The organism is Streptomyces sp. WP-1 (genome assembly GCF_030450125.1).
Classification (GTDB): domain Bacteria; phylum Actinomycetota; class Actinomycetes; order Streptomycetales; family Streptomycetaceae; genus Streptomyces; species Streptomyces incarnatus.
This window is the reverse complement of the sequence record NZ_CP123923.1, coordinates 3,686,706-3,705,335: the sequence shown is the minus strand read 5'-3', so window position 1 is coordinate 3,705,335 and position 18,630 is coordinate 3,686,706. Positions and strand designations below refer to the sequence as shown.

Sequence of the window (18,630 nt, the reverse complement as noted above, 5' to 3'; positions counted from 1 at the left end):
CGCCGTGACCTGCGGCTTCAGTCCTCGGCGGGAGTCTCCGGGCGCTTCTCCAGGAGCAGCGCGAGGACCCTGTCCACGTACTCCTCGGCCGCGGCCTTGGTGACGCCGAGGCCGCTGAGGACGCCCGTGCCGTTCTCGTGCTCCAGCAGGGCCAGCAGGATGTGCTCGGTGCCGATGTAGTTGTGCCCGAGCCGCAGCGCCTCGCGGAAGGTGAGCTCCAGGACCTTCTTGGCCTCGGGGCCGTAGGGGACGAGGTCGGGGACCTCCTCGGCGGCGGGCGGCAGCGCGGCGGTCGCGGCCCGGCGCACGGCCTCCGGCGTGACGTCCTGCGCGGTGATCGCCTTCGCCGCGATGCCCTCCGGCTCGGCCAGCAGCCCGAGGACCAGGTGTTCGGGGCGGCCCTCGGGGTTGCGGGCGGCCACCGCCTCGCTGTGCGCGGCCATGACCACGTTCCGCGCGCGCGGGGTGTAGCGGTTGAAGCCCTGGCCGGGGTCGAGGTCGGCGGACTCCTTCGGCACGAACCGCTTCTGCGCCGCCTGCCGGGTCACGCCCATGCTCTTGCCGATCTCGGTCCAGGACGCGCCCGAGCGGCGGGCCTGGTCCACGAAGTGCCCGATCAGATGGTCCGCCACATCGCCGAGGTGATCGGCCGCGATCACCGCGTCCTGCAACTGGTCGAGGGGTTCGGGATGAACCTTCTTGATGGCCTCGATGAGGTCGTCGAGGCGTACGGATGCCGTGATGTTCGGGTTGGTCGCCATGCGTCAACCGTAGGTTGCGCCCCCGGTGGTGTCAACCGTTGGTTGACAGTCGGCGAAAGCCGGACAGCGTGGATTTATCCACAGGCTGTGGACGGTGCTCGGCGTGCTGTCGGCGGGGCGTGGCACGATCGGCGATGTGACCAGTTCTGCCAGCACGGTCGAGCGGGCCTTCCGGGCCGCGCTCTACGACGACACCGACACCGGCCTCGACACGGGCGCCTCCCTGCTCGCCGCCGACCCCGCCGCGGACCCCGAACTCACGCGGCGCGGCGAGGAGTTCGTGGCGACCGCGTGGCGGCGCGGCTGGGCGCCCGCCGATGTCGTACGACTGGTGCGGCGCGAGCTGGAGCAGCCGCATGTCCAGCTGGCCGCGGCCCTGATCCGGGCACAGTCCGGCGCGGACCGGCCGCGCGGGCGCCGCTGGGCCGCCCAGCTCGACGAACTGCCCGCGGATCCCGCCCGCGAAGCCGACCGCTTCTCCCATGCCACCACCGTCCTGGAGCTGTACCGCCTGCTGCTGCGCCTGCCCTCCCTCGAACCCCTGGAGGAGGAGACCCGCCGCACCCACGACCCCGCCGCCTCCCGGCTCCTCGGCCGCATCCGCGCCCTGCTCGCCAAGGCCGAGGCGACCGGCTACCCGGAGGAGGCCGAGGCCCTGACCGCCAAGGCGCAGGAGCTGATGGCCCGGCACAGCGTCGACGAGGCGCTGCTCGCCGCCGCCGCGCCCGCGCCGGACGCGCCCGGGGCCTGCCGGATAGGCGTCGAGCCGCCGTACGAACAGGCCAAGGCCGTCCTGCTGGACGCCGTGGCCACCGCCAACCACTGCCGCGCGGTGTGGAACGAACCGCTCTGCTTCTCCACCGTCGTCGGCTTCGAGAGCGACCTGGAGGCGGTCGAACTGCTCTACACCTCGCTGCTGGTGCAGACCACGCACGCCATGACCAAGGCGGAGGCGGGCCAGCGGGCGGCCGGGCGCAAGCGCACCAAGACCTTCCGGCAGTCCTTCCTCGCCGCCTACGCCCACCGGGTCGGCGCCCGGCTCGCGGCCGCCGCCGAGAGCCAGGTCACCCAGGATCTGCTGCCGGTGCTGGCCACCCGCGAGGTGGCGGTCACCGGCCGCCTGGAGCGGATGTTCCCGCGGACCACGACCACCCGGCTGCGCGGGGTGAGCGACGAGGCCGGCTGGACGGAGGGCGCGGCCGCCGCGGACCGCGCCCAGGTCAGGGCGCGGCCACGACTGGGGTGAGGTGCGGCCCGTACGGCTCCGCGGCTCAGTCGCCGGCCTGCTGGAAGGTGCTGACGGAGGCGTTCGCCTTGGTCGCGGCGCCCTGGCCGGCGATCGGGCCGTACTTCCAGGGGAAGCTCTGCGCCTCGTCCCCGCCCGGCAGGCTGATCTTCAGCTCGGTGGCCGCGAGGCTGCCGGCGTCGCCGTCCTTGCCGCGCACATAGCTGATGGTGAAGGTCGCGGCGTCGCCCTTGGCGAGCTTCAGGGTCTGCGCCTTCGCGCCCTTCTGGGCGGACAGCTTCGCGCTCGTGCCGCCCTTGACCAGGGTGACGCCGGGGAAGTTCTCCAGCGTGCAGGTCTTGCTCTGGTTGGTGATGCTGACCGGCACCTCGCCGGTGTCGCCCGCCGCCGGCGCCACGCTCGCCGCCCCGACCTGGAGGGACACCCCGCCGATCCGGCAGGCCGAGCTGTTCTTGCCGCCGCTGCCGCTGTTCCCCCCGCCACCGCAGGCGGTCAGCAGCAGGGCGGCGGCAACGGCGGTGACGGTGAGCGGAAAGGCGCGCATGAGCAGGTCCCATCGAGGTCGTGACGGTGCTCCTGCATCATCGCGCCTGGACGGTGCCCCCGTTCGCGCGCCCCTCGCAAATCACCGCTTCAGGTGCTTCGCGCGTTGTCCGTACGAGCATGTTGTCTATCCGTACGGGCGGGTCGTCCGTACGAGAAAGGGGGTGTCACCGCGCGGCGGCGCTCGGCAGCCCGGAGGGCAGCTTGCCGCCCTCCGCCTTGGTGTACGTCTCCTGCCCCACCTTGCCCGACCAGGTCACCTTCATGGAGGTGCCGTCGACCGCGTCGACCATGCCGGTGGTGCGGTCCTTGCTGCCCTTGGCGCAGCTCAGATGGATCATCTGCATGCCGGACTCGGTGCCCGCCGTGCCGCTGCACACCGTGCCGCCGGTCGCGAAGATCCCGGCCTGCTTGCCGTTGATCACCAAAGCCACGATGGTGCCGCCGCTGGTGGCCAGCCAGCTGCCCTGGAGCTTGCCGGAGGCGCCGGTCACGCCGGAGCCGCCGGCGGACGAGGTGGGGGCGGGATCGGCGCTCGCCGTGCTCGGCGGGGTCGTGGAGGAGTGGTCGCTGCCGCCGCCACCGCCGCATGCCGTCAGCGCCAGCGCGCCCACCAGTCCCGCGGCCAGGGCCGCGATCCGCACCCGTGTACCGGTCGAAGCAGTCGCCGAAGTCACGTCAGGCTCCCCAAGCTGTAGGCGTCCGCCGCCCTCGGCCGGACGGCCGCAGCAAGCTATCAGCAGAACCCACCCGGAACTCCGGTGCGCCGGGACTTCCTTACCGGGAGTGGAACAGTGAGGGCCCGGAACGCGTCTCTTCCTTGTGCACGCGAAATCCGGTCCCGGTGGTCCGGCGCCACCGGCACCATGGATGATCATGGCTGGGGGCGGAGAGGGCATGCACGGCCCGCTCCGGGGCAGGCGCTGGGACAGCTTCGGCGAAAGCGGCGGCGTACGGCCGCACAACGTCAGGTAAAGCGCACGTCAAAGGTGTAATGGCGAGAACACTCGCCGTGCACGTGCATCTGCTCGTGCAGTTGCATGTGACGCGGGGGTTATGATCCAGGTCAGTTGACCACAGCATCTATGGCCTCACCAGCCAGTGCACACCGGGGAGCGACCTGTGGACCGCGACGTCGACGGCGTGTTCGGAGGGTACGACGTGTACAACGGCATGGCTGCCACGCAGCTGGACGGAGTGGCCTGGCAGAAGAGCAGGCACAGCAACTCGCAGGGTTCGTGCGTGGAGTTCGCGCGCCTGCCGGGCGGTGAGGTCGCCGTCCGCAACTCCCGCTTCCCGGACGGTCCCGCGCTGGTCTACACGCGGGCCGAGATAGAGGCGATGCTGCTGGGCATCAAGGACGGCGAGTTCGACCACCTGATCGCGAGCTGACCCCTGCGGGATCCGCCGGCATTCCGTCTACGCGCGTCGCCGGGCAGCGCCCGCCCGGCGACGCGCGTAGACGATCAGGCCGGGTGTTCCACGCGGAACATCGCCCAGACGACCTTCCCCTCCAGCGGACCGGCCAGCGGATGCCAGCCCCAGCTGTCCGCGAAGGAGTCGACCAGGAAGAGCCCCCGCCCGGACTCCGCCGAGAAGTCGTCGGAGTCCCGCGGCGCCGGCGTCTCATGACTCGGGTCCCGCACCGTGCAGACCAGCCGCTCGTCCCACCGCATCAAGTGCAGCCGTACCGAGGCGACATGCTCCTGGGGACACCCGTACTCACCGGGCATCGCATGCCGCAGCGCGTTGGTGACCAGCTCGGAGACGACCAGGCAGACATCGTCGAAGCGCTCGTCCACGCCCCACTTCTCAAGGGTGTCCCGGGTGAACCGCCGGGCCTCGCGCACCGCCTCGTACCGCGCCGGCAGAGCGCAGGACGCGGCGCTGGACACGGCCGCGGGGTCCAACGGCGGAAGGCCCTGCCGTAACGGCTTGAGCATGGTCGATCCATTCGTCCCCATGCGAGGCACTCCCGGGAATTCGCGGTCGTTGCGATGCAGCGGTGGCGCGGGACCATGGTTTCGGATGCGAAGAGCAGATGCAAGGGCAGATGCACGTGCACGCGACCGAAATAGGCAGTCCCGTACCACTTCTTGGCCATTTTTTCTGCCATCTTCCTGACGGTTCCCGCCAGTGGTACGGACCTCTTCGCCTCCCCGCCTGTCGGAAACGGCCCCGGTCTCTCCGTTTCCGTAACCGTACGAGTACTGCGCGGAGCGTTTTAGTGGCAGACTTCGGCCCCTGAAGACGGTTGGGGAGGCTGGCGAACGTGAGCGCGGGAGAGCCCGGATCGGTGGTGCGGCGGATGCTGCTCGGCTCGCAACTCAGGCGACTGCGTGAAGCTCGGGGGATCACGCGCGAGGCGGCGGGGTATTCCATCCGAGCCTCCGAATCGAAGATCAGCCGGATGGAGCTGGGCCGGGTGAGCTTCAAGACGAGAGACGTCGAGGACCTGCTGACGCTGTACGGCATCACGGACGAGGCGGAGCGCCAGTCGCTGCTGTCCCTCGCCCGCGAGGCCAACGTCGCCGGCTGGTGGCACAGTTACAGCGACGTCCTGCCCAACTGGTTCCCCACCTACGTGGGCCTGGAGGGCGCCGCCACCCTGCTCCGCGCCTACGAGGTGCAGTTCGTGCACGGTCTGCTCCAGACCGAGGAGTACGCCCGCGCGGTGGTCCGGCGCGGCATGAAGGGCGCGAGCGCCGAGGACGTCGAACGGCGGGTCGCGCTGCGCCTGGAGCGCCAGAAGCACCTGTTCTCCGACAACGCCCCCGAGTTCCACATCGTCCTGGACGAGGCGGCCCTGCGCCGCCCCTACGGCGACCGCGAGGTGATGCGCGGCCAGCTCCAGCACCTCATCGACGTCTCCGAGCGGCCCAACGTACGGCTCCAGGTCATGCCGTTCAGCTTCGGCGGGCACTCCGGCGAGAGCGGCGCCTTCACCATCCTCAGCTTCCCCGAGTCCGACCTCTCCGACGTCGTCTACCTGGAGCAGCTGACCAGTGCGCTGTACCTCGACAAGCGCGAGGACGTGGCCCAGTACGAGCAGGCCCTGAAGGAGTTGCAGCAGGACAGCCCGGGTCCGGACGAGAGCCGGGATCTTCTGCGAGGACTCCTCCAACTCTCCTGACCCGCAAGTAGAATGACGCGTGATCAGACTCAGACCGTGGCCGGGATCCGGCTCCGCTAGTGATTGAGGGATCACATGTCGTCCTGTTTCAGCGACCTGGCCCAGCAGTACATCGACGGTGAATGGCGACCGGGCAGCGGGTCCTGGGACGTCATCGACTTCAACCCGTACGACGACGAGAAGCTGGCCTCGATCACCGTGGCCACCGTCGACGAGGTCGACCAGGCCTACCGGGCCGCCGAGCGCGCCCAGAAGGCATGGGCGGACACCAGCCCGTACGCCAGGCGCTCGGTGTTCGAACGGGTCCTCCGGCTGGTCGAGGACCGCGAGCAGGAGATAGCGGACCTGATCATCGCGGAGCTCGGCGGCACCCGGGTGAAGGCCGGCTTCGAGCTGCATCTCGCCAAGGAGTTCCTGCGCGAGGCCATACACCTGGCGCTGCGCCCCGAGGGAAAAATCCTTCCTTCCCCGGGCGAGGGCAAGGAGAACCGCGTCTACCGGGTGCCGGTGGGCGTCGTGGGCGTGATCAGCCCCTTCAACTTCCCCTTCCTGCTGTCGCTGAAGTCCGTGGCCCCGGCGCTCGCGCTCGGCAACGGCGTGGTGCTCAAGCCGCACCAGAACACCCCGATCGCGGGCGGCACCCTGATCGCCAAACTCTTCGAGGAGGCCGGGCTGCCCGGCGGGCTGCTGAACGTCGTCGTCACCGACATCGCCGAGATCGGCGACGCCTTCATCGAGCACCCCGTCCCGAAGGTCATCTCCTTCACCGGCTCCGACCAGGTGGGCCGGCACGTCGCGACCGTCTGCGCCGCGAACTTCAAGCGCTCGGTGCTCGAACTGGGCGGCAACAGCGCGCTGGTGGTGCTGGACGACGCGGACCTCGACTACGCGGTGGACGCGGCGGTCTTCAGCCGGTTCGTGCACCAGGGGCAGGTCTGCATGGCCGCCAACCGGGTCCTCGTGGACCGCTCGGTCGCGGACGAGTTCACCGAGAAGTTCGTCGCCAAGGTGCGCACCCTCAAGGTGGGCGACCCGCGCGACCCGGAGACCGTCATCGGCCCGGTGATCAACTCCGCGCAGGCGAACGCCCTTTCGGGCGTGGTCGAGCAGGCGCTCGCGGAGGGCGCGACGGCGCTGGTGCACGGCGGTTCGGCCAACAACCTGGTCGAGCCCTCGGTGCTCACCGGTGTCCCCGCCGACTCCCCGCTGCTCCAGCAGGAGGTGTTCGGACCGGTCGTCTTCCTGGTGCCCTTCGACGGCGAGGAGGAGGCGGTGCGGATCGCCAACGACACGCCGTACGGCCTCAGCGGCGCCGTCCACACCGGGAACATCGAGCGCGGCGTCTCCTTCGCCAAGCGGATCGACACCGGCATGTTCCATGTGAACGACGGCACCGTGCACGACGAGCCGATCGTGCCCTTCGGCGGCGAGAAGCACTCCGGTGTCGGCCGGCTCAACGGCGAGACGACGCTGGAGGCGTTCACCACGGTCAAGTGGATCTCCGTCCAGCACGGACGCAGCGGCTTCCCGTTCTGACCGCCGCCGGTCTTTTCCGGTCTCCTCGCCGCCGGCCCTCTAGGACAGGATCTGACCTAGAGGGCCCGTAGCTTTTTGGTCGCCGGGGCGAACGCCGCGGCGGACAACCGAGGAGAGGCGGCCGGTCATGGTCACGCATGTGTCCGCGCAGGCGCGGGGCGACGAGCGGGGAGCGCTGCTGGCGTTCATCGAGGAGCAGCGCGGCGGGATCCGCCGGGCGCTGCTCGGGCTGACCGAGGAGCAGGCCCGCACCCGGCCGAGCGCGAGCGAGCTGTCGCTGGGCGGGCTGCTCAAGCATGTGGCCGAGGTCGAGCAGATGTGGCTCGTCCTGGCCGGGCAGCAGACGCCGCCGGTGCGCCGGGACGAGTCCAACTGGCACGAGAGCTTCGAGCTGGTCGGCGAGGAGACGGTGGCCTCGCAGCTCACCCACTGGGAGCAGGTCGCCGCCGAGACGGAGAAGTTCATCCGCTCCGCCCCGAGCCTGGACGACACCTTCCCGCTCCCGCCGGACCCCTGGTTCCCGCCGGAGGGCCGGGTCTCCCTGCGCTGGCTCTGCCTCCACCTGATCCGCGAGACCGCCCGCCACGCGGGCCACGCGGACATCATCCGCGAGTCCCTCGACGGGAAGACCGCGTTCGAACTGGTGGCCCTGGAGCGGGCGCAGGACTGACCCGGGCCCACCGTGCCTCCCGGTGGTGTCCTAATGGTGGAAGCTTGTCGCCGCCCCCTTGTCCCGGGTCAGTGGATGCTGCTGGCGGCGCAGCTCGGGCAGGAGGCGGGACAGGTCGTCCAGGAAGAGGTCGGCCAGGTCGTGCGAGAAGCCGTTGCGGCAGACGATGCGCAGCACGGAGAGGTCCTCGCGGTTGGCCGGGAAGGTGTACGCCGGGACCAGCCAGCCGCTCTCGCGCATCCGGCGGGAGACGTCGAAGACGTCGTAGGCGGTGACATGGTCGGCCGTGGTCAGCGCGAACACCGGGAGTTCGTCGCCCCGGGTCAGCAGCCGGAAGTCGCCGAGGCCCTCGATGCGGTCGGCGAGGGAGCGGGCCACGTCACGGGTGGACTGCTGGACCGCGCGGTAGCCCTCGCGGCCCAGGCGCAGGAAGGTGTAGTACTGCGCGACGACCTGCGCGCCGGGGCGGGAGAAGTTGAGGGCGAAGGTCGGCATGTCGCCGCCCAGGTAGTTCACCCGGAAGACCAGCTCCTCGGGCAGCGCCTCCGCGTCCCGCCACAGGGCCCAGCCGACGCCCGGGTACACCAGTCCGTACTTGTGCCCCGAGGTGTTGATGGAGGCCACCCGCGGCAGCCGGAAGTCCCACACCAGGTCCTCGTCCAGGAAGGGCGCCACCATCGCGCCGGACGCCCCGTCCACATGCACCGGGATGTCCAGCCCGGTGCGCTCCTGGAGGGCGTCCAGGGCGGCGCACAGGTCGGCGATCGGCTCGTAGGAACCGTCGAAGGTCGAGCCGAGGATGCCGATGACGCCGATGGTGTTCTCGTCGCACAGCTCGGCGGCCGCCCGCGGGTCCAGGTGGTAGCGGTCGCCGTCCATGGGGACCTGGCGCGCCTCCACCTCCCAGAAGTTGCAGAACTTCTCCCAGCACACCTGGACGTTGATCCCCATCACCAGGTTGGGCCGCGCGCCCGGGTACCGGTCGGCGTTGCGCTGCGTCCAGCGCCGCTTCAGGGCCATTCCGGCCAGCATGCACGCCTCGCTCGACCCGGTGGTCGAACAGCCCACCGCGGCCGCCGGATCCGGCGCGTTCCACAGATCCGCGAGCATCGCCACGCAGCGCCGCTCCAGCTCGGCGGTGCGCGGGTACTCGTCCTTGTCGATCATGTTCTTGTCCTGGCACTCCGCCATCAGCACCCCGGCCTGGGGCTCCATCCAGGTGCTGACGAACGTGGCCAGGTTCAGCCGGGAGTTGCCGTCCAGCATCAGCTCGTCGTGCACCAGCTGATACGCGGTCGTGGGCGGCATCGGGGCGTCCGGAAGCCGGTGGGTGGGCGGGGCCTCGGTCATACCGCCGACCGGGTTCGCCTCCCCGAAGAACGGGTTGACGGACAACACCCGCTCCTGATGCTTCTGCGGACCTTTGTGCAGGGCCATGGCTGCCTCCTCGCCGCCACCCTATGCAAGGCCGCGCCGCCCCGACATCCGGAATGACCCGGACGCCTGCCCTGACCTCCGTGCCCCGGCATCAGGGACGCCGCGGACTTGCACCTCACGTCACGTGAGGCCGCAGGCTGACCGTCGTACCGACCGACGAACGGAAGGAGGCGGACAGTTGAGCCACTCCGTAGGAGAGGTCGCGGGGTTCGCCGGTGTCACGGTGCGCACCCTGCACCACTACGACGAGATCGGCCTCCTGGTGCCCGGCGGGCGCACCCACGCGGGTCACCGCCGCTACACCGACGCCGACCTCGACCGGCTCCAGCGGATCCTGTTCTACCGGGAACTCGGCTTTCCGCTCGACGAGGTCGCGGTGCTGCTCGACGACCCGGACGCGGACCCGCGCGCGCATCTGCGCCGGCAGCACACCCTGCTGACCGCCCGGATCGAGAAGCTGCGCCGGATGGCCGAGGCCGTGGAACACGCCATGGAGGCACGCAGGATGGGCATCGATCTGACACCCGAGGAGCGGTTCGAGGTGTTCGGGGACAACGACCCCGAGCAGTACGCCGAGGAGGCGGAGGCCCGCTGGGGCGGCACGGAGAAGTGGGCGGAGTCCCAGCGCCGCGCCGCCGGCTACGGCAAGGAGGACTGGAAGCGGCTCCGGGCCGAGGCGGACGACTGGAGCGGGCGCTACGCCCGCCTGGTGGCCGCAGGCGAGCCCGCGACGGGGGAGGCCGCCCGGGCCCTGGCCGAGGAGCACCGGCAGCACATCGGCCGGTGGTTCTACGACTGCCCGCACACGATGCACCGCTGTCTCGCCGGCATGTATGTCGCCGACGAGCGCTTCAAGGCGTTCTACGACGCGCTGCACCCCGGCCTCGCCGAACACCTGCACGACGCGATCCTGGCGAACGCCGACCGGCACATCTCCTGAGCGGCGGGGGAGGAGGAGCCTCTTCGACCCGGGGCATCGGGGAACCCGTGGCGGTCACCTCACGTTGATAGCTTTGTGCGGCCCCACTCGGTCACCGTAGCCGCCCCTTCTCCCCCCTCAGGAGCCCGGACCCGTGATGACTCTCGCCCTAGGCCCGAGCTGGCTCGATCCCAACTATCTGCTCGACACGTACAGCATCTGGGGTCTGCTGCTCATAGTCTTCGCCGAGTCCGGCCTGCTCATCGGCTTCTTCCTGCCCGGTGACTCGCTGCTGTTCACCTGCGGTCTGCTGATCACCTCGCACCAGCTGGACTTCCCGCTGTGGGGCGCGATCGCCCTGATCTGCGTCGCCGCGGTCCTGGGCGACCAGGCGGGCTACATGTTCGGCAAGAAGGTCGGCCCGTCCCTGTTCAACCGGCCCGACTCGCGCCTGTTCAAACAGGAGAACGTGGTCAAGGCGCACGAGTTCTTCGAGAAGTACGGCCCCAAGTCGCTGATCCTGGCCCGCTTCGTGCCGGTGGTGCGCACCTTCACGCCGATCATCGCGGGCGTGAGCGGCATGCGCTACCGCTCCTTCCTGATCTTCAACATCATCGGCGGCACCCTGTGGGGCGCGGGCGTCACCCTGCTGGGCTCCTGGCTCGGCAACATCGGCTTCGTCAAGGACAACATCGAGGCGATCCTGATCCTGATCGTCCTCGTCTCGGTGGTCCCGATCGCGATCGAGTACCTCAGGGCCCGCGCCAAGTCCAAGAACGCCCCCGGGGAGCGGCCCCGCCCCGCCGCCGAGGCGCCGCGCTTCCCGCAGCCGCCGGTCATGGACGACGCCACGACCCGGCTGCGCCGCATCGAGCCGGACGAGCGCCACGGACAGCAGCCGTACGGCGGGCAGCAGCAGTACGGCGACCAGGGGCACGACCGGGGTTACGGCGGGCAGGGCTACGGCGGCCAGGAGTACGGCGGCCCCCAGGGCTACGGCAACCAGCCCCAGCCCCCGTACCGGCAGCCTCACCACCCCCAGCACCAGCAGCCCCCGTACCAGCAGCCCCAGCAGCAGGACTGGAACCAGCCCCAGCAGCCGTACTACGACCCGCGCCAGTACCCGCAGCAGCAGGGCCGGAACCACGAGCAGAACCCGTACCCGTACGACTACCGCGAGCAGTAAGCCCCTCAGAAGCCCCTGGTCCGCTTCGCCGCCCGGCGCTTCCCGGGGGAGCCGACCCGCAGGAACAGCCGGAAGATCTCCGAGCCCAGATTGACCCCGATCGCGATCGCCATGGCCAGCGACGCCGCGTTGGCCAGCGACACCAGCCCCTTGTCCACGTTGTTCTGGGCCATGTTCAGCAGCCCGAAGTACGTGGCGGAGCCGGGCAGCAGCGGCCCGATCGCGGCCGTGGTGTACGGCAGCGCGGAGGCGAACCGGTAGCGGGACAGCAGCTGCCCGAACAGCCCGACCAGGCCCGCGGCGACGGCCGTGGAGGCCACCGGCGAGATGTCGGCGACATAGTGCATCGCGCCGTACACGCTCCAGGCGACGCCGCCGTTGAGGGTCACCCAGAGCACGGTGGATCGTTCCTGCTGGAGCAGCACCGCGAAGGTCAGCGACAGCAGCATGGAGGCCGCGATCTGGATCAGGGGCCGCTCGGAGATGTGCAGCGCCGCCTCCGGGTTGAGCTTGCCGCCCACCTTCACGCCGAAGTACAGGACGAGCAGCACACCCGCGACGATGCCCACGAAGAAGTACAGGACCTCCAGCAGGCGGGCCGAGGCGGTGATGTAGAAGCCCGTCAGGCCGTCCTGGACGCCCGCCACCAGCGCCCGCCCGGGCAGCAGCGCGAACAGCCCACCGGTGATCACCGCGGACGCCTTCACGTCCACATGGGCCAGCGCGAACGCCACCCCGATCGCCGCGGGCGGCATCGCGGCCACCGTGAACTGGTAGAACTCCGGCAGCCCGCGCCCCGCGCACAGCCAGGCGAGCCGGTCGCCGAGCATCGCGCCGACCGCCGCCGCGAAGAACACGATCAGATCGCCGCCGACGAGTATCGAGGCGGCGCCCGCCAGCAGCCCGCTGGCCAGGGACAGCGCCCAGCCGGGGTAGGGGTGCCGGTTGCGCCGTATCTCCGCGAGCCGCCGGTAGGCCTCCTCCAGGGAGACATGCGTCTCGGCGTCGGTCAGGTCGTCCACCAGCCGGAAGACGGCCGCCAGCCGGGTGTAGTCGGTGCCCCGGCGCCGTACCGTCCGCGAGGCCGTCACCGGGTCCTCGACCAGGGACGGCTGGTGCGAGATCGACAGCAGGGTGAAGGTGACGTTGGGTTCGCAGCGGTCCAGGCCGTAGGACCGGCACACCGCGAACATCGCGGCCTCCACGTCCTCCGCGCCCTCGCCGCCCGCCAGCAGCAGCTCACCGATACGCAGGGTCAGGTCCAGCACGCGCGGGACGGCCGGGCCGCTCTCCTCCTCGTGCTGCACCGGCTCGGGCGCGGGCCGCTCCGTGACCGGCATGCGCAGCATGGTGCGCATCCGGTCCTGCCAGGGCGCGTCCTTGACCAGGCTGACCAGGGGCACCCCGGTGGCCGGCGTGAACGCGTACACCCCGCCCTGGGGGCCGTAGGTGCTGGGCGTGCTGAACGCCGACCCCTCCGGCTCCCCGGCCGACGGCTGCGGCGTGAGCAGCCCCTGCGGCACCTGGAACTCGGAGGTCGTCTCCGGCTCGCCGCCCGCCTTCGGGACGTCGAGTCCCTTGGGGATGGCGAACTCCGATGTGATCTCCGGGTCGTACCGCGCCTCGTCCGACCGGGGCTTGCGGTCGTCCGCCTCCGTCACCTCGCACCGTCCCTGAACGACACCTTCCGCTGGCCTCAGTATGCGCATGCACCGCGGGCGGGCATGCAAACGGGCCGCACACAACGCGTGCGGCCCGTTCCGTGAACCGGGGGTCAGTGACCGCCCTGCTCCTTGAAGCGCTTGTAGGACCGCTCGATCTCCTGCTCGGCCTCCGTGCGGCCCACCCAGTTGGCGCCCTCGACGGACTTGCCGGGCTCCAGGTCCTTGTAGACCTCGAAGAAGTGCTGGATCTCCAGGCGGTCGAACTCCGACACGTGGTGGATGTCGCGCAGGTGCTCCACCCGGGGGTCGGTGGCCGGCACGCACAGCAGCTTGTCGTCGCCGCCCGCCTCGTCCGTCATCCGGAACATGCCGATCGCGCGGCACTTGATCAGGCAGCCCGGGAAGGTCGGCTCGTCAAGGATGACCAGCGCGTCCAGCGGGTCGCCGTCCTCGCCGAGGGTGTTCTCGACGAATCCGTAGTCGGTCGGGTACGCGGTCGAGGTGAAGAGGCGACGGTCCAGGCGGATCCGACCGGTCTCGTGGTCCACCTCGTACTTGTTGCGCGAACCCTTCGGGATCTCGATCGTGACGTCGAACTCCACCGGTGGCTCCTTCATGATCAGCACATAGTTCTGGTGATTAAGTGTCCCCCACGCAGGTGTGTGATCGCGAAAGGGGCTGGTGGTCGTGCCGGAGCTCGGGCCTTGGCGGACCGCGGGACCGCGGATGAAGCGGCTCGCGAGCGCCGTACGACCGCGTCTCGCGCACGCCGTGAGAACGGCGAAACCGCAGGTCACACGCCTGATGTCCACGGTACGACCGCTGCTCGCCGACCTCCCCCGTCCGCGTTCCCACAGCACGTTGCGGTACACCGCGGGCGCCGCCACCGCCGGCCTGGTGCTCGCCGCCGGCGTGGTGACCCTGTCGGGGCCGTGGGACGCCACCGGTCAGCGTACGGCCGAGCGGGACCGGGCGACCGCCCTGGAGCACGCACGTGGCGCAGATCACGGGCCGGGCGCCGCGGCGGGCGGCCCGCGGCCCGTGCCGAGCGCGCCGGCCGTCCTGGCGGGCCTGGGCGCCGCGGCCGGCCCCGTGGACACCCGCCGGGCCCCGGCGGCGGGCGGTACGGCCCTGGCGGACGTCCTGGGGCCGCTCCTGGGCTCCGCCGCGCTCGGGGACGGCCATACGGCCGTGGTGGTCGACGCGGCCACCGGGAAGCGCCTGTACGGCGTCCAGCCCGACAAGGGGCTCACGCCCGCCTCCACGACCAAGCTCGCCACCGCCGCCGCCGCGCTGAACGCGCTCGGCCCGGACCACCGCTTCACCACCCGGGCCGCGCTCCTCGGCGGCACCCGGCTCGTCCTGGTCGGCGGCGGCGACCCCACGCTCACGGCGCACGCCAGGGCCGGCGGATGGGCGAGCCTGCGGACCCTGGCGACGCGGACGGCGGCGGCGCTGCGGGAACGCGGCATCCACAAGATCGCGCTGTCGTACGACACGACGCTCTACGCCGGTCCCGCCCTGCACCCCATCGGGGTCAACGACAACCTGGCGCCGGTCAGCGCCCTCGTCGCCGACGAGGGCCGTACCGACGACTCCGCCGGTGGACCGGTGCGCCGGGTCGCCGACCCGGCACTGGACGCGGCGCGGAAGTTCGCGGGCTTCCTGAAGGCCGCCGGCACCGACGTGACCGGCCCCGCCCCGGCCAGGGGCGCCGCGCACGCAGAGACCGTCGCGGGCGTCTCCTCGCCGCCGCTGTCCACCCTGGTGGAACGCATGCTGACCAACAGCGACAACGACATCGCCGAGGCCCTCGCCCGGCAGACCGCCCTCGCGAGCGGGCAGCCCGGCAGCTTCGCCGGGGGCGCGAAGGCGATCGCCGGGCAGCTGGGGAAGCTGGGCCTGCCCCTCACGGGCACCGCCTTCCACGACGGCAGCGGCCTCGACCGCGACGACCGGCTCACGGCCGACCTCCTGACCGCGATCCTGGTCAAGGCCGGCACCCCCGGCCACCCCGGCCTGCGCCCCCTGCTCACCGGCCTGCCCATCGCCCACTTCACCGGCACCCTGAGCACCCGCTACGCCGACGGCGCGGCCGGCCTCGTCCACGCCAAGACGGGCACCCTGACCGGCGTCAACACCCTGGCCGGCACGGTCGTCGACCGGGACGGCCGACTGCTCGCCTTCGCCTTCCTGGCCTCCGGCACGGCCGACCCGATGGCCGCCCAGTCGGCCCTGGACAGGACGGCGACGGCCCTGGCCGCGTGCGGCTGCGGCTGACCCGAGGGGGCCCGCCCGCCGCACCGCGGCGGGCCCGCGCCGACCCGGTGCCCCGCCGATCGCGGCGCCCACGGCCTGCCCCAAGTGGTAACGCTCACGTACCGTTGACGCATGACAGGCTTCGGAGGCACCGCATCCCCCGGGATGGTCGACTGGAACCTCGCGGTGGCGACCGCGACTCGGCTCGTACGGCCCGGCCCCGACGTCTCGCGTGACGAGGCCCGGTCCGTCGTCGCGGAGCTGCGCCGGCACGCGAAGGCCTCGGAGGAGCACGTGAGGGGCTTCACCCGGCTGGAGACCGAGCAGAGCCACGACACCCCCGTGCTCGTCGTCGACCGCCCCGGCTGGGTCCGGGCCAACGTCGCCGGCTTCCGGGAGATCCTCAAACCGCTCCTGGACAAGATGCAGGAACGCCGCGCCGGCACCCCGGGCAGCGCCGTCCTCGGCGCCGTCGGCGGCAAGGTCACCGGCGTGGAACTGGGCATGCTGCTCTCGTTCCTCTCCTCCCGCGTCCTCGGCCAGTACGAGACCTTCGCCCCCGCCGGCCGCGATCTGCCCGCCGGCGCGAACGGCGGCGGCCGGCTGCTGCTCGTCGCGCCCAACATCGTCCACGTGGAGCGCGAACTCGACGTCGAACCGCACGACTTCCGCCTGTGGGTGTGCCTGCACGAGGAGACCCACCGCACGCAGTTCACGGCCGTGCCCTGGCTGCGTGACCACCTGGAGGGCGAGATCCAGTCTTTCCTGGCGGAGACGGACGTCGACCCCATGACCTTCCTGGAGCGCATCCGGGAGGCCGCCCAGTCCCTCGCCGGGGGCCGCCCCGAGACCGAGGAGGACGACGGCGGACGCTCCCTCGTGGAGCTGGTGCAGACCCCCGCCCAGCGCGAGATCCTCGGCCGCCTCACCGCCGTGATGTCCCTGCTGGAGGGCCACGCCGACTACGTGATGGACGGGGTCGGCCCGAGCGTCGTGCCGTCCGTGGCCGAGATCCGCGAGAAGTTCCAGCAGCGGCGCGCCAAGGGCGCCTCCCGACTCGACCAGGCCCTGCGCAAACTGCTGGGCCTGGACGCCAAACTCAAGCAGTACCGGGACGGCGAACGCTTCGTACGAGCCGTCACCGACCAGGTCGGCATCGACGGCTTCAACCGCGTGTGGACCTCGCCCAACACCCTGCCCACCAAGGCGGAGATCGCCAAACCGGCGGACTGGGTCGCGCGGGTGCACCGCAAGGCCGAGTCGTGAAACGCACGCCGGGGTCGTGAATCGAATCCGGCCGACGGCAGTCGAACGCCCCTCCAATCACCCGTCCGAGGGACCGTGAGTCATGCGTAGGCGTGCGATGCTCGGGGAACGGCCCGCTTCTGTCACCATCTACACACTCTGAGTGACCGAATCGGGTTCACCCCCCGGATACTTCATGAAGGGAACCGGACAATGGGTCCCCATCCTGCGGTCGCGGCGATACGCCTGGCGGTCCGCCGCGTCCTCCACGACATCCTGAACACCCTCCCGACCTCCGGCGAGCGCCCGGACCGGCTGGCCGAGCGGCTCCCCTCCCCGCTCGGATCCACCCTCGTGTCCGCGCCCGCGAGCCCCCTCGTGCTCGTCGCGTGCTCCGGCGGCGCCGACTCCATGGCCCTCGCCTCCGCCCTCGCCTTCGAAGCCCCCCGGCTCGGCCTGCGCGCCGGCGGCATCACCGTCGACCACGGCCTGCAGCCCGGCTCCGACCTGCGCGCCGACGAGGTCGCCCTGCGCATGCGCGGCCTCGGCCTCGACCCCGTCGAATCCGTCTCCGTCGACGTCGGCCGCGACGGCGGACCCGAGGCCGCCGCCCGGGACGCCCGCTACGCCGCCCTGGACGCCGCGCTCGACCGCCACGGCGCCGCCGCGGTCCTGCTCGGCCACACCCGCGACGACCAGGCCGAGACCGTCCTGCTGGGCCTCGCCCGCGGCTCCGGCATCCGCTCCCTGTCCGGAATGGCCGCGGTCTCGGGGGCCGGCGGCCGTTACCGGCGCCCCTTCCTCCACCTCGACCGGCAGACCGCCCGCAAGGCCTGCATGGTCCAGTCCCTGCCCGTCTGGGACGACCCCCACAACACCGACCCCGCCTACACCCGCTCCCGGCTGCGCCACGAGGGCCTGCCCGCCCTGGAGAAGGCCCTCGGCAAGGGCGTCGTCGAGGCGCTCGCCCGCACCGCCCAGCTCTCCCGCGACGACGCCGACGCCCTCGACTCCTGGGCCAGCCAGGCCGAGGAGTCCGTACGGGACGCCACGGGGCTGCTGGAGTGCGCCAAGCTCTACGCCCTGCCGCCCGCCGTGCGCCGCCGGATCCTGCGCCGCGCCGCCATCGAGGCGGGCGCCCCGGCCGGTTCCCTGTTCGCCCGTCACATCGAGGAAGTCGACCGCCTGATCACCGGCTGGCGCGGCCAGGGAGCCATCAATCTCCCGGGCCGGGTCGTCGCCCAGCGGCAGGGTGGCAGACTGGTGATTCGGCAAGGCTGAATCCCGACCGCCCGGAGCGATCCTCCGGCGGCCGGCACGGGGCAGCCGGAGGCCGTGATTGCGGCCGTAAGTGCGGGACGACCGAAAGTGATGCGGGTGGACGCGAAAGACATGGGTGCCGACCTCGAGAAGGTGCTCATCACCAAGGAAGAGATCGACGCCAAGCTGGCCGAGCTGGCCGCGAAGATCGACGCGGAGTACGCGGGCAAGGACCTGCTGATCGTCGGCGTCCTCAAGGGCGCGGTGATGGTCATGGCGGACCTCGCCCGGGCGCTTTCCACCCCGGTCACCATGGACTGGATGGCCGTGTCCTCCTACGGTGCGGGCACCCAGTCCTCCGGTGTCGTGCGCATCCTCAAGGACCTCGACACCGACATCAAGGGCCGTGACGTCCTGATCGTCGAGGACATCATCGACTCCGGTCTGACCCTGTCCTGGCTGATCAACAACCTCGGTTCGCGCGAGCCCGCCTCCCTCAAGGTGTGCACGCTGCTGCGCAAGCCGGACGCCGCCAAGGTCGCCATCGACGTGGAATGGGTCGGCTTCGACATTCCGAACGAGTTCGTCGTCGGTTACGGCCTGGACTACGCCGAGAAGTACCGCAACCTGCCGTTCGTCGGTACGCTCGCGCCGCACGTCTACGGCGGCTGACACCGGAACCGGCGCGTGGGCTGAGCCACTCGGCCCAAGCCCGGTGAGGTGATCGGGAACCCCGGCGGGTCCCGTGCCGTTGAAGCATGCAGAGACGGG

General features: G+C 71.3%; 18 protein-coding genes. 11 read left to right on the top strand and 7 right to left on the bottom strand.

What is annotated here, in order from left to right; all coding sequences use genetic code 11:
* Positions 1–17: 17 nt before the first annotated feature.
* On the bottom strand, positions 18–761 hold the full coding sequence (locus tag QHG49_RS16090; protein WP_301490115.1) for a Clp protease N-terminal domain-containing protein: 744 nt from the start codon (positions 759–761) through the stop codon (positions 18–20).
* A gap of 136 nt (positions 762–897) precedes the next feature.
* Here QHG49_RS16090 and QHG49_RS16085 point away from each other — a divergent pair, with 136 nt between their 5' ends.
* The gene (locus QHG49_RS16085) at positions 898–2,007 is read left to right on the top strand and encodes a DUF2786 domain-containing protein (protein ID WP_301490114.1); all 1,110 of its coding nucleotides are present in this window, start codon (positions 898–900) and stop codon (positions 2,005–2,007) included.
* 25 nt (positions 2,008–2,032) lie between these two features.
* Here the strand turns inward: QHG49_RS16085 and QHG49_RS16080 are convergent, their stop codons facing one another.
* Positions 2,033–2,551 carry a DUF4232 domain-containing protein gene (locus tag QHG49_RS16080; RefSeq protein WP_301490113.1) on the bottom strand — a complete coding sequence of 173 codons (519 nt, stop codon included), beginning with the start codon at positions 2,549–2,551 and terminating at the stop codon, positions 2,033–2,035.
* A 166-nt stretch (positions 2,552–2,717) separates the two neighbouring features.
* Positions 2,718–3,227 (bottom strand): hypothetical protein, encoded by a 510-nt coding sequence (locus tag QHG49_RS16075; RefSeq protein ID WP_301490112.1) that lies wholly within the window; start codon positions 3,225–3,227, stop codon positions 2,718–2,720.
* Positions 3,228–3,672: 445 nt separating this feature from the next.
* On the opposite strand from QHG49_RS16075, the gene QHG49_RS16070 reads away from it, so the two are divergent.
* Positions 3,673–3,942, top strand: coding sequence for a DUF397 domain-containing protein (locus QHG49_RS16070; RefSeq protein WP_159703682.1), 270 nt, complete (start codon positions 3,673–3,675; stop codon positions 3,940–3,942).
* Between the two features lie 74 nt (positions 3,943–4,016).
* On the opposite strand, the gene QHG49_RS16065 is transcribed toward QHG49_RS16070, so the two are convergent.
* A complete protein-coding gene (locus QHG49_RS16065; protein WP_186337874.1) occupies positions 4,017–4,514 on the bottom strand; it encodes an ATP-binding protein in 498 nt (165 codons plus the stop codon).
* A 344-nt stretch (positions 4,515–4,858) separates the two neighbouring features.
* On the opposite strand from QHG49_RS16065, the gene QHG49_RS16060 reads away from it, so the two are divergent.
* The 3 genes from QHG49_RS16060 (at position 4,859) to QHG49_RS16050 (ending at position 7,889) form a co-directional block, all read left to right on the top strand.
* Entirely contained in the window at positions 4,859–5,683 is an 825-nt protein-coding gene (locus tag QHG49_RS16060; RefSeq protein WP_145488146.1) for a helix-turn-helix transcriptional regulator, read from the top strand.
* A gap of 75 nt (positions 5,684–5,758) precedes the next feature.
* On the top strand, positions 5,759–7,219 hold the full coding sequence (locus tag QHG49_RS16055) for an aldehyde dehydrogenase family protein (protein ID WP_159703685.1): 1,461 nt from the start codon (positions 5,759–5,761) through the stop codon (positions 7,217–7,219).
* A gap of 127 nt (positions 7,220–7,346) precedes the next feature.
* Positions 7,347–7,889 carry a DinB family protein gene (locus QHG49_RS16050; protein ID WP_301490111.1) on the top strand — a complete coding sequence of 181 codons (543 nt, stop codon included), beginning with the start codon at positions 7,347–7,349 and terminating at the stop codon, positions 7,887–7,889.
* Positions 7,890–7,919: 30 nt separating this feature from the next.
* Here QHG49_RS16050 and QHG49_RS16045 read toward each other — a convergent pair whose 3' ends face one another.
* The gene (locus QHG49_RS16045) at positions 7,920–9,326 is read right to left on the bottom strand and encodes a glutamate decarboxylase (RefSeq protein ID WP_145487992.1); all 1,407 of its coding nucleotides are present in this window, start codon (positions 9,324–9,326) and stop codon (positions 7,920–7,922) included.
* Positions 9,327–9,504: 178 nt separating this feature from the next.
* Between QHG49_RS16045 and QHG49_RS16040 the strand changes: the two genes are divergently transcribed.
* Entirely contained in the window at positions 9,505–10,266 is a 762-nt protein-coding gene (locus QHG49_RS16040) for a MerR family transcriptional regulator (protein WP_159703691.1), read from the top strand.
* 133 nt (positions 10,267–10,399) lie between these two features.
* Positions 10,400–11,431: a DedA family protein gene (locus QHG49_RS16035; RefSeq protein WP_301490110.1), complete on the top strand. Its 1,032-nt coding sequence runs from the start codon at positions 10,400–10,402 to the stop codon at positions 11,429–11,431.
* A 5-nt stretch (positions 11,432–11,436) separates the two neighbouring features.
* Here QHG49_RS16035 and QHG49_RS16030 read toward each other — a convergent pair whose 3' ends face one another.
* Both QHG49_RS16030 and QHG49_RS16025 read right to left on the bottom strand, forming a co-directional pair.
* Positions 11,437–13,092, bottom strand: a complete 1,656-nt coding sequence (locus QHG49_RS16030) for a threonine/serine exporter ThrE family protein (RefSeq protein WP_301490109.1) — start codon at positions 13,090–13,092, stop codon at positions 11,437–11,439.
* A gap of 113 nt (positions 13,093–13,205) precedes the next feature.
* The gene (locus QHG49_RS16025; protein ID WP_037660367.1) at positions 13,206–13,697 is read right to left on the bottom strand and encodes an inorganic diphosphatase; all 492 of its coding nucleotides are present in this window, start codon (positions 13,695–13,697) and stop codon (positions 13,206–13,208) included.
* A 124-nt stretch (positions 13,698–13,821) separates the two neighbouring features.
* On the opposite strand from QHG49_RS16025, the gene dacB reads away from it, so the two are divergent.
* The 4 genes from dacB to hpt all read left to right on the top strand — a co-directional run bounded on the left by dacB (position 13,822) and on the right by hpt (position 18,531).
* Positions 13,822–15,375, top strand: coding sequence for a D-alanyl-D-alanine carboxypeptidase/D-alanyl-D-alanine-endopeptidase (gene dacB, locus QHG49_RS16020; RefSeq protein ID WP_301490108.1), 1,554 nt, complete (start codon positions 13,822–13,824; stop codon positions 15,373–15,375).
* A 111-nt stretch (positions 15,376–15,486) separates the two neighbouring features.
* Positions 15,487–16,620, top strand: coding sequence for a zinc-dependent metalloprotease (locus QHG49_RS16015; protein ID WP_301490107.1), 1,134 nt, complete (start codon positions 15,487–15,489; stop codon positions 16,618–16,620).
* 192 nt (positions 16,621–16,812) lie between these two features.
* A complete protein-coding gene (gene tilS, locus QHG49_RS16010; protein WP_145487982.1) occupies positions 16,813–17,880 on the top strand; it encodes a tRNA lysidine(34) synthetase TilS in 1,068 nt (355 codons plus the stop codon).
* Between the two features lie 90 nt (positions 17,881–17,970).
* Entirely contained in the window at positions 17,971–18,531 is a 561-nt protein-coding gene (gene hpt, locus QHG49_RS16005) for a hypoxanthine phosphoribosyltransferase (RefSeq protein WP_037660361.1), read from the top strand.
* Positions 18,532–18,630: the final 99 nt, after the last annotated feature.

Excerpts from the sequence above, each read along its gene's own strand:
- QHG49_RS16090 (WP_301490115.1), bottom strand. The coding sequence starts at position 761 with ATGGCGACCAACCCGAACATCACGGCATCCGTACGCCTCGACGACCTC.
- QHG49_RS16060 (WP_145488146.1), top strand. The coding sequence starts at position 4,859 with ATGCTGCTCGGCTCGCAACTCAGGCGACTGCGTGAAGCTCGGGGGATC.
- QHG49_RS16045 (WP_145487992.1), bottom strand. The coding sequence starts at position 9,326 with ATGGCCCTGCACAAAGGTCCGCAGAAGCATCAGGAGCGGGTGTTGTCC.
- hpt (WP_037660361.1), top strand. The coding sequence starts at position 17,971 with ATGCGGGTGGACGCGAAAGACATGGGTGCCGACCTCGAGAAGGTGCTC.
- QHG49_RS16055 (WP_159703685.1), top strand. The coding sequence starts at position 5,759 with ATGTCGTCCTGTTTCAGCGACCTGGCCCAGCAGTACATCGACGGTGAA.
- tilS (WP_145487982.1), top strand. The coding sequence starts at position 16,813 with ATGGGTCCCCATCCTGCGGTCGCGGCGATACGCCTGGCGGTCCGCCGC.
- QHG49_RS16015 (WP_301490107.1), top strand. The coding sequence starts at position 15,487 with ATGACAGGCTTCGGAGGCACCGCATCCCCCGGGATGGTCGACTGGAAC.
- QHG49_RS16050 (WP_301490111.1), top strand. The coding sequence starts at position 7,347 with ATGGTCACGCATGTGTCCGCGCAGGCGCGGGGCGACGAGCGGGGAGCG.
- dacB (WP_301490108.1), top strand. The coding sequence starts at position 13,822 with ATGAAGCGGCTCGCGAGCGCCGTACGACCGCGTCTCGCGCACGCCGTG.
- QHG49_RS16080 (WP_301490113.1), bottom strand. The coding sequence starts at position 2,551 with ATGCGCGCCTTTCCGCTCACCGTCACCGCCGTTGCCGCCGCCCTGCTG.
- QHG49_RS16065 (WP_186337874.1), bottom strand. The coding sequence starts at position 4,514 with ATGGGGACGAATGGATCGACCATGCTCAAGCCGTTACGGCAGGGCCTT.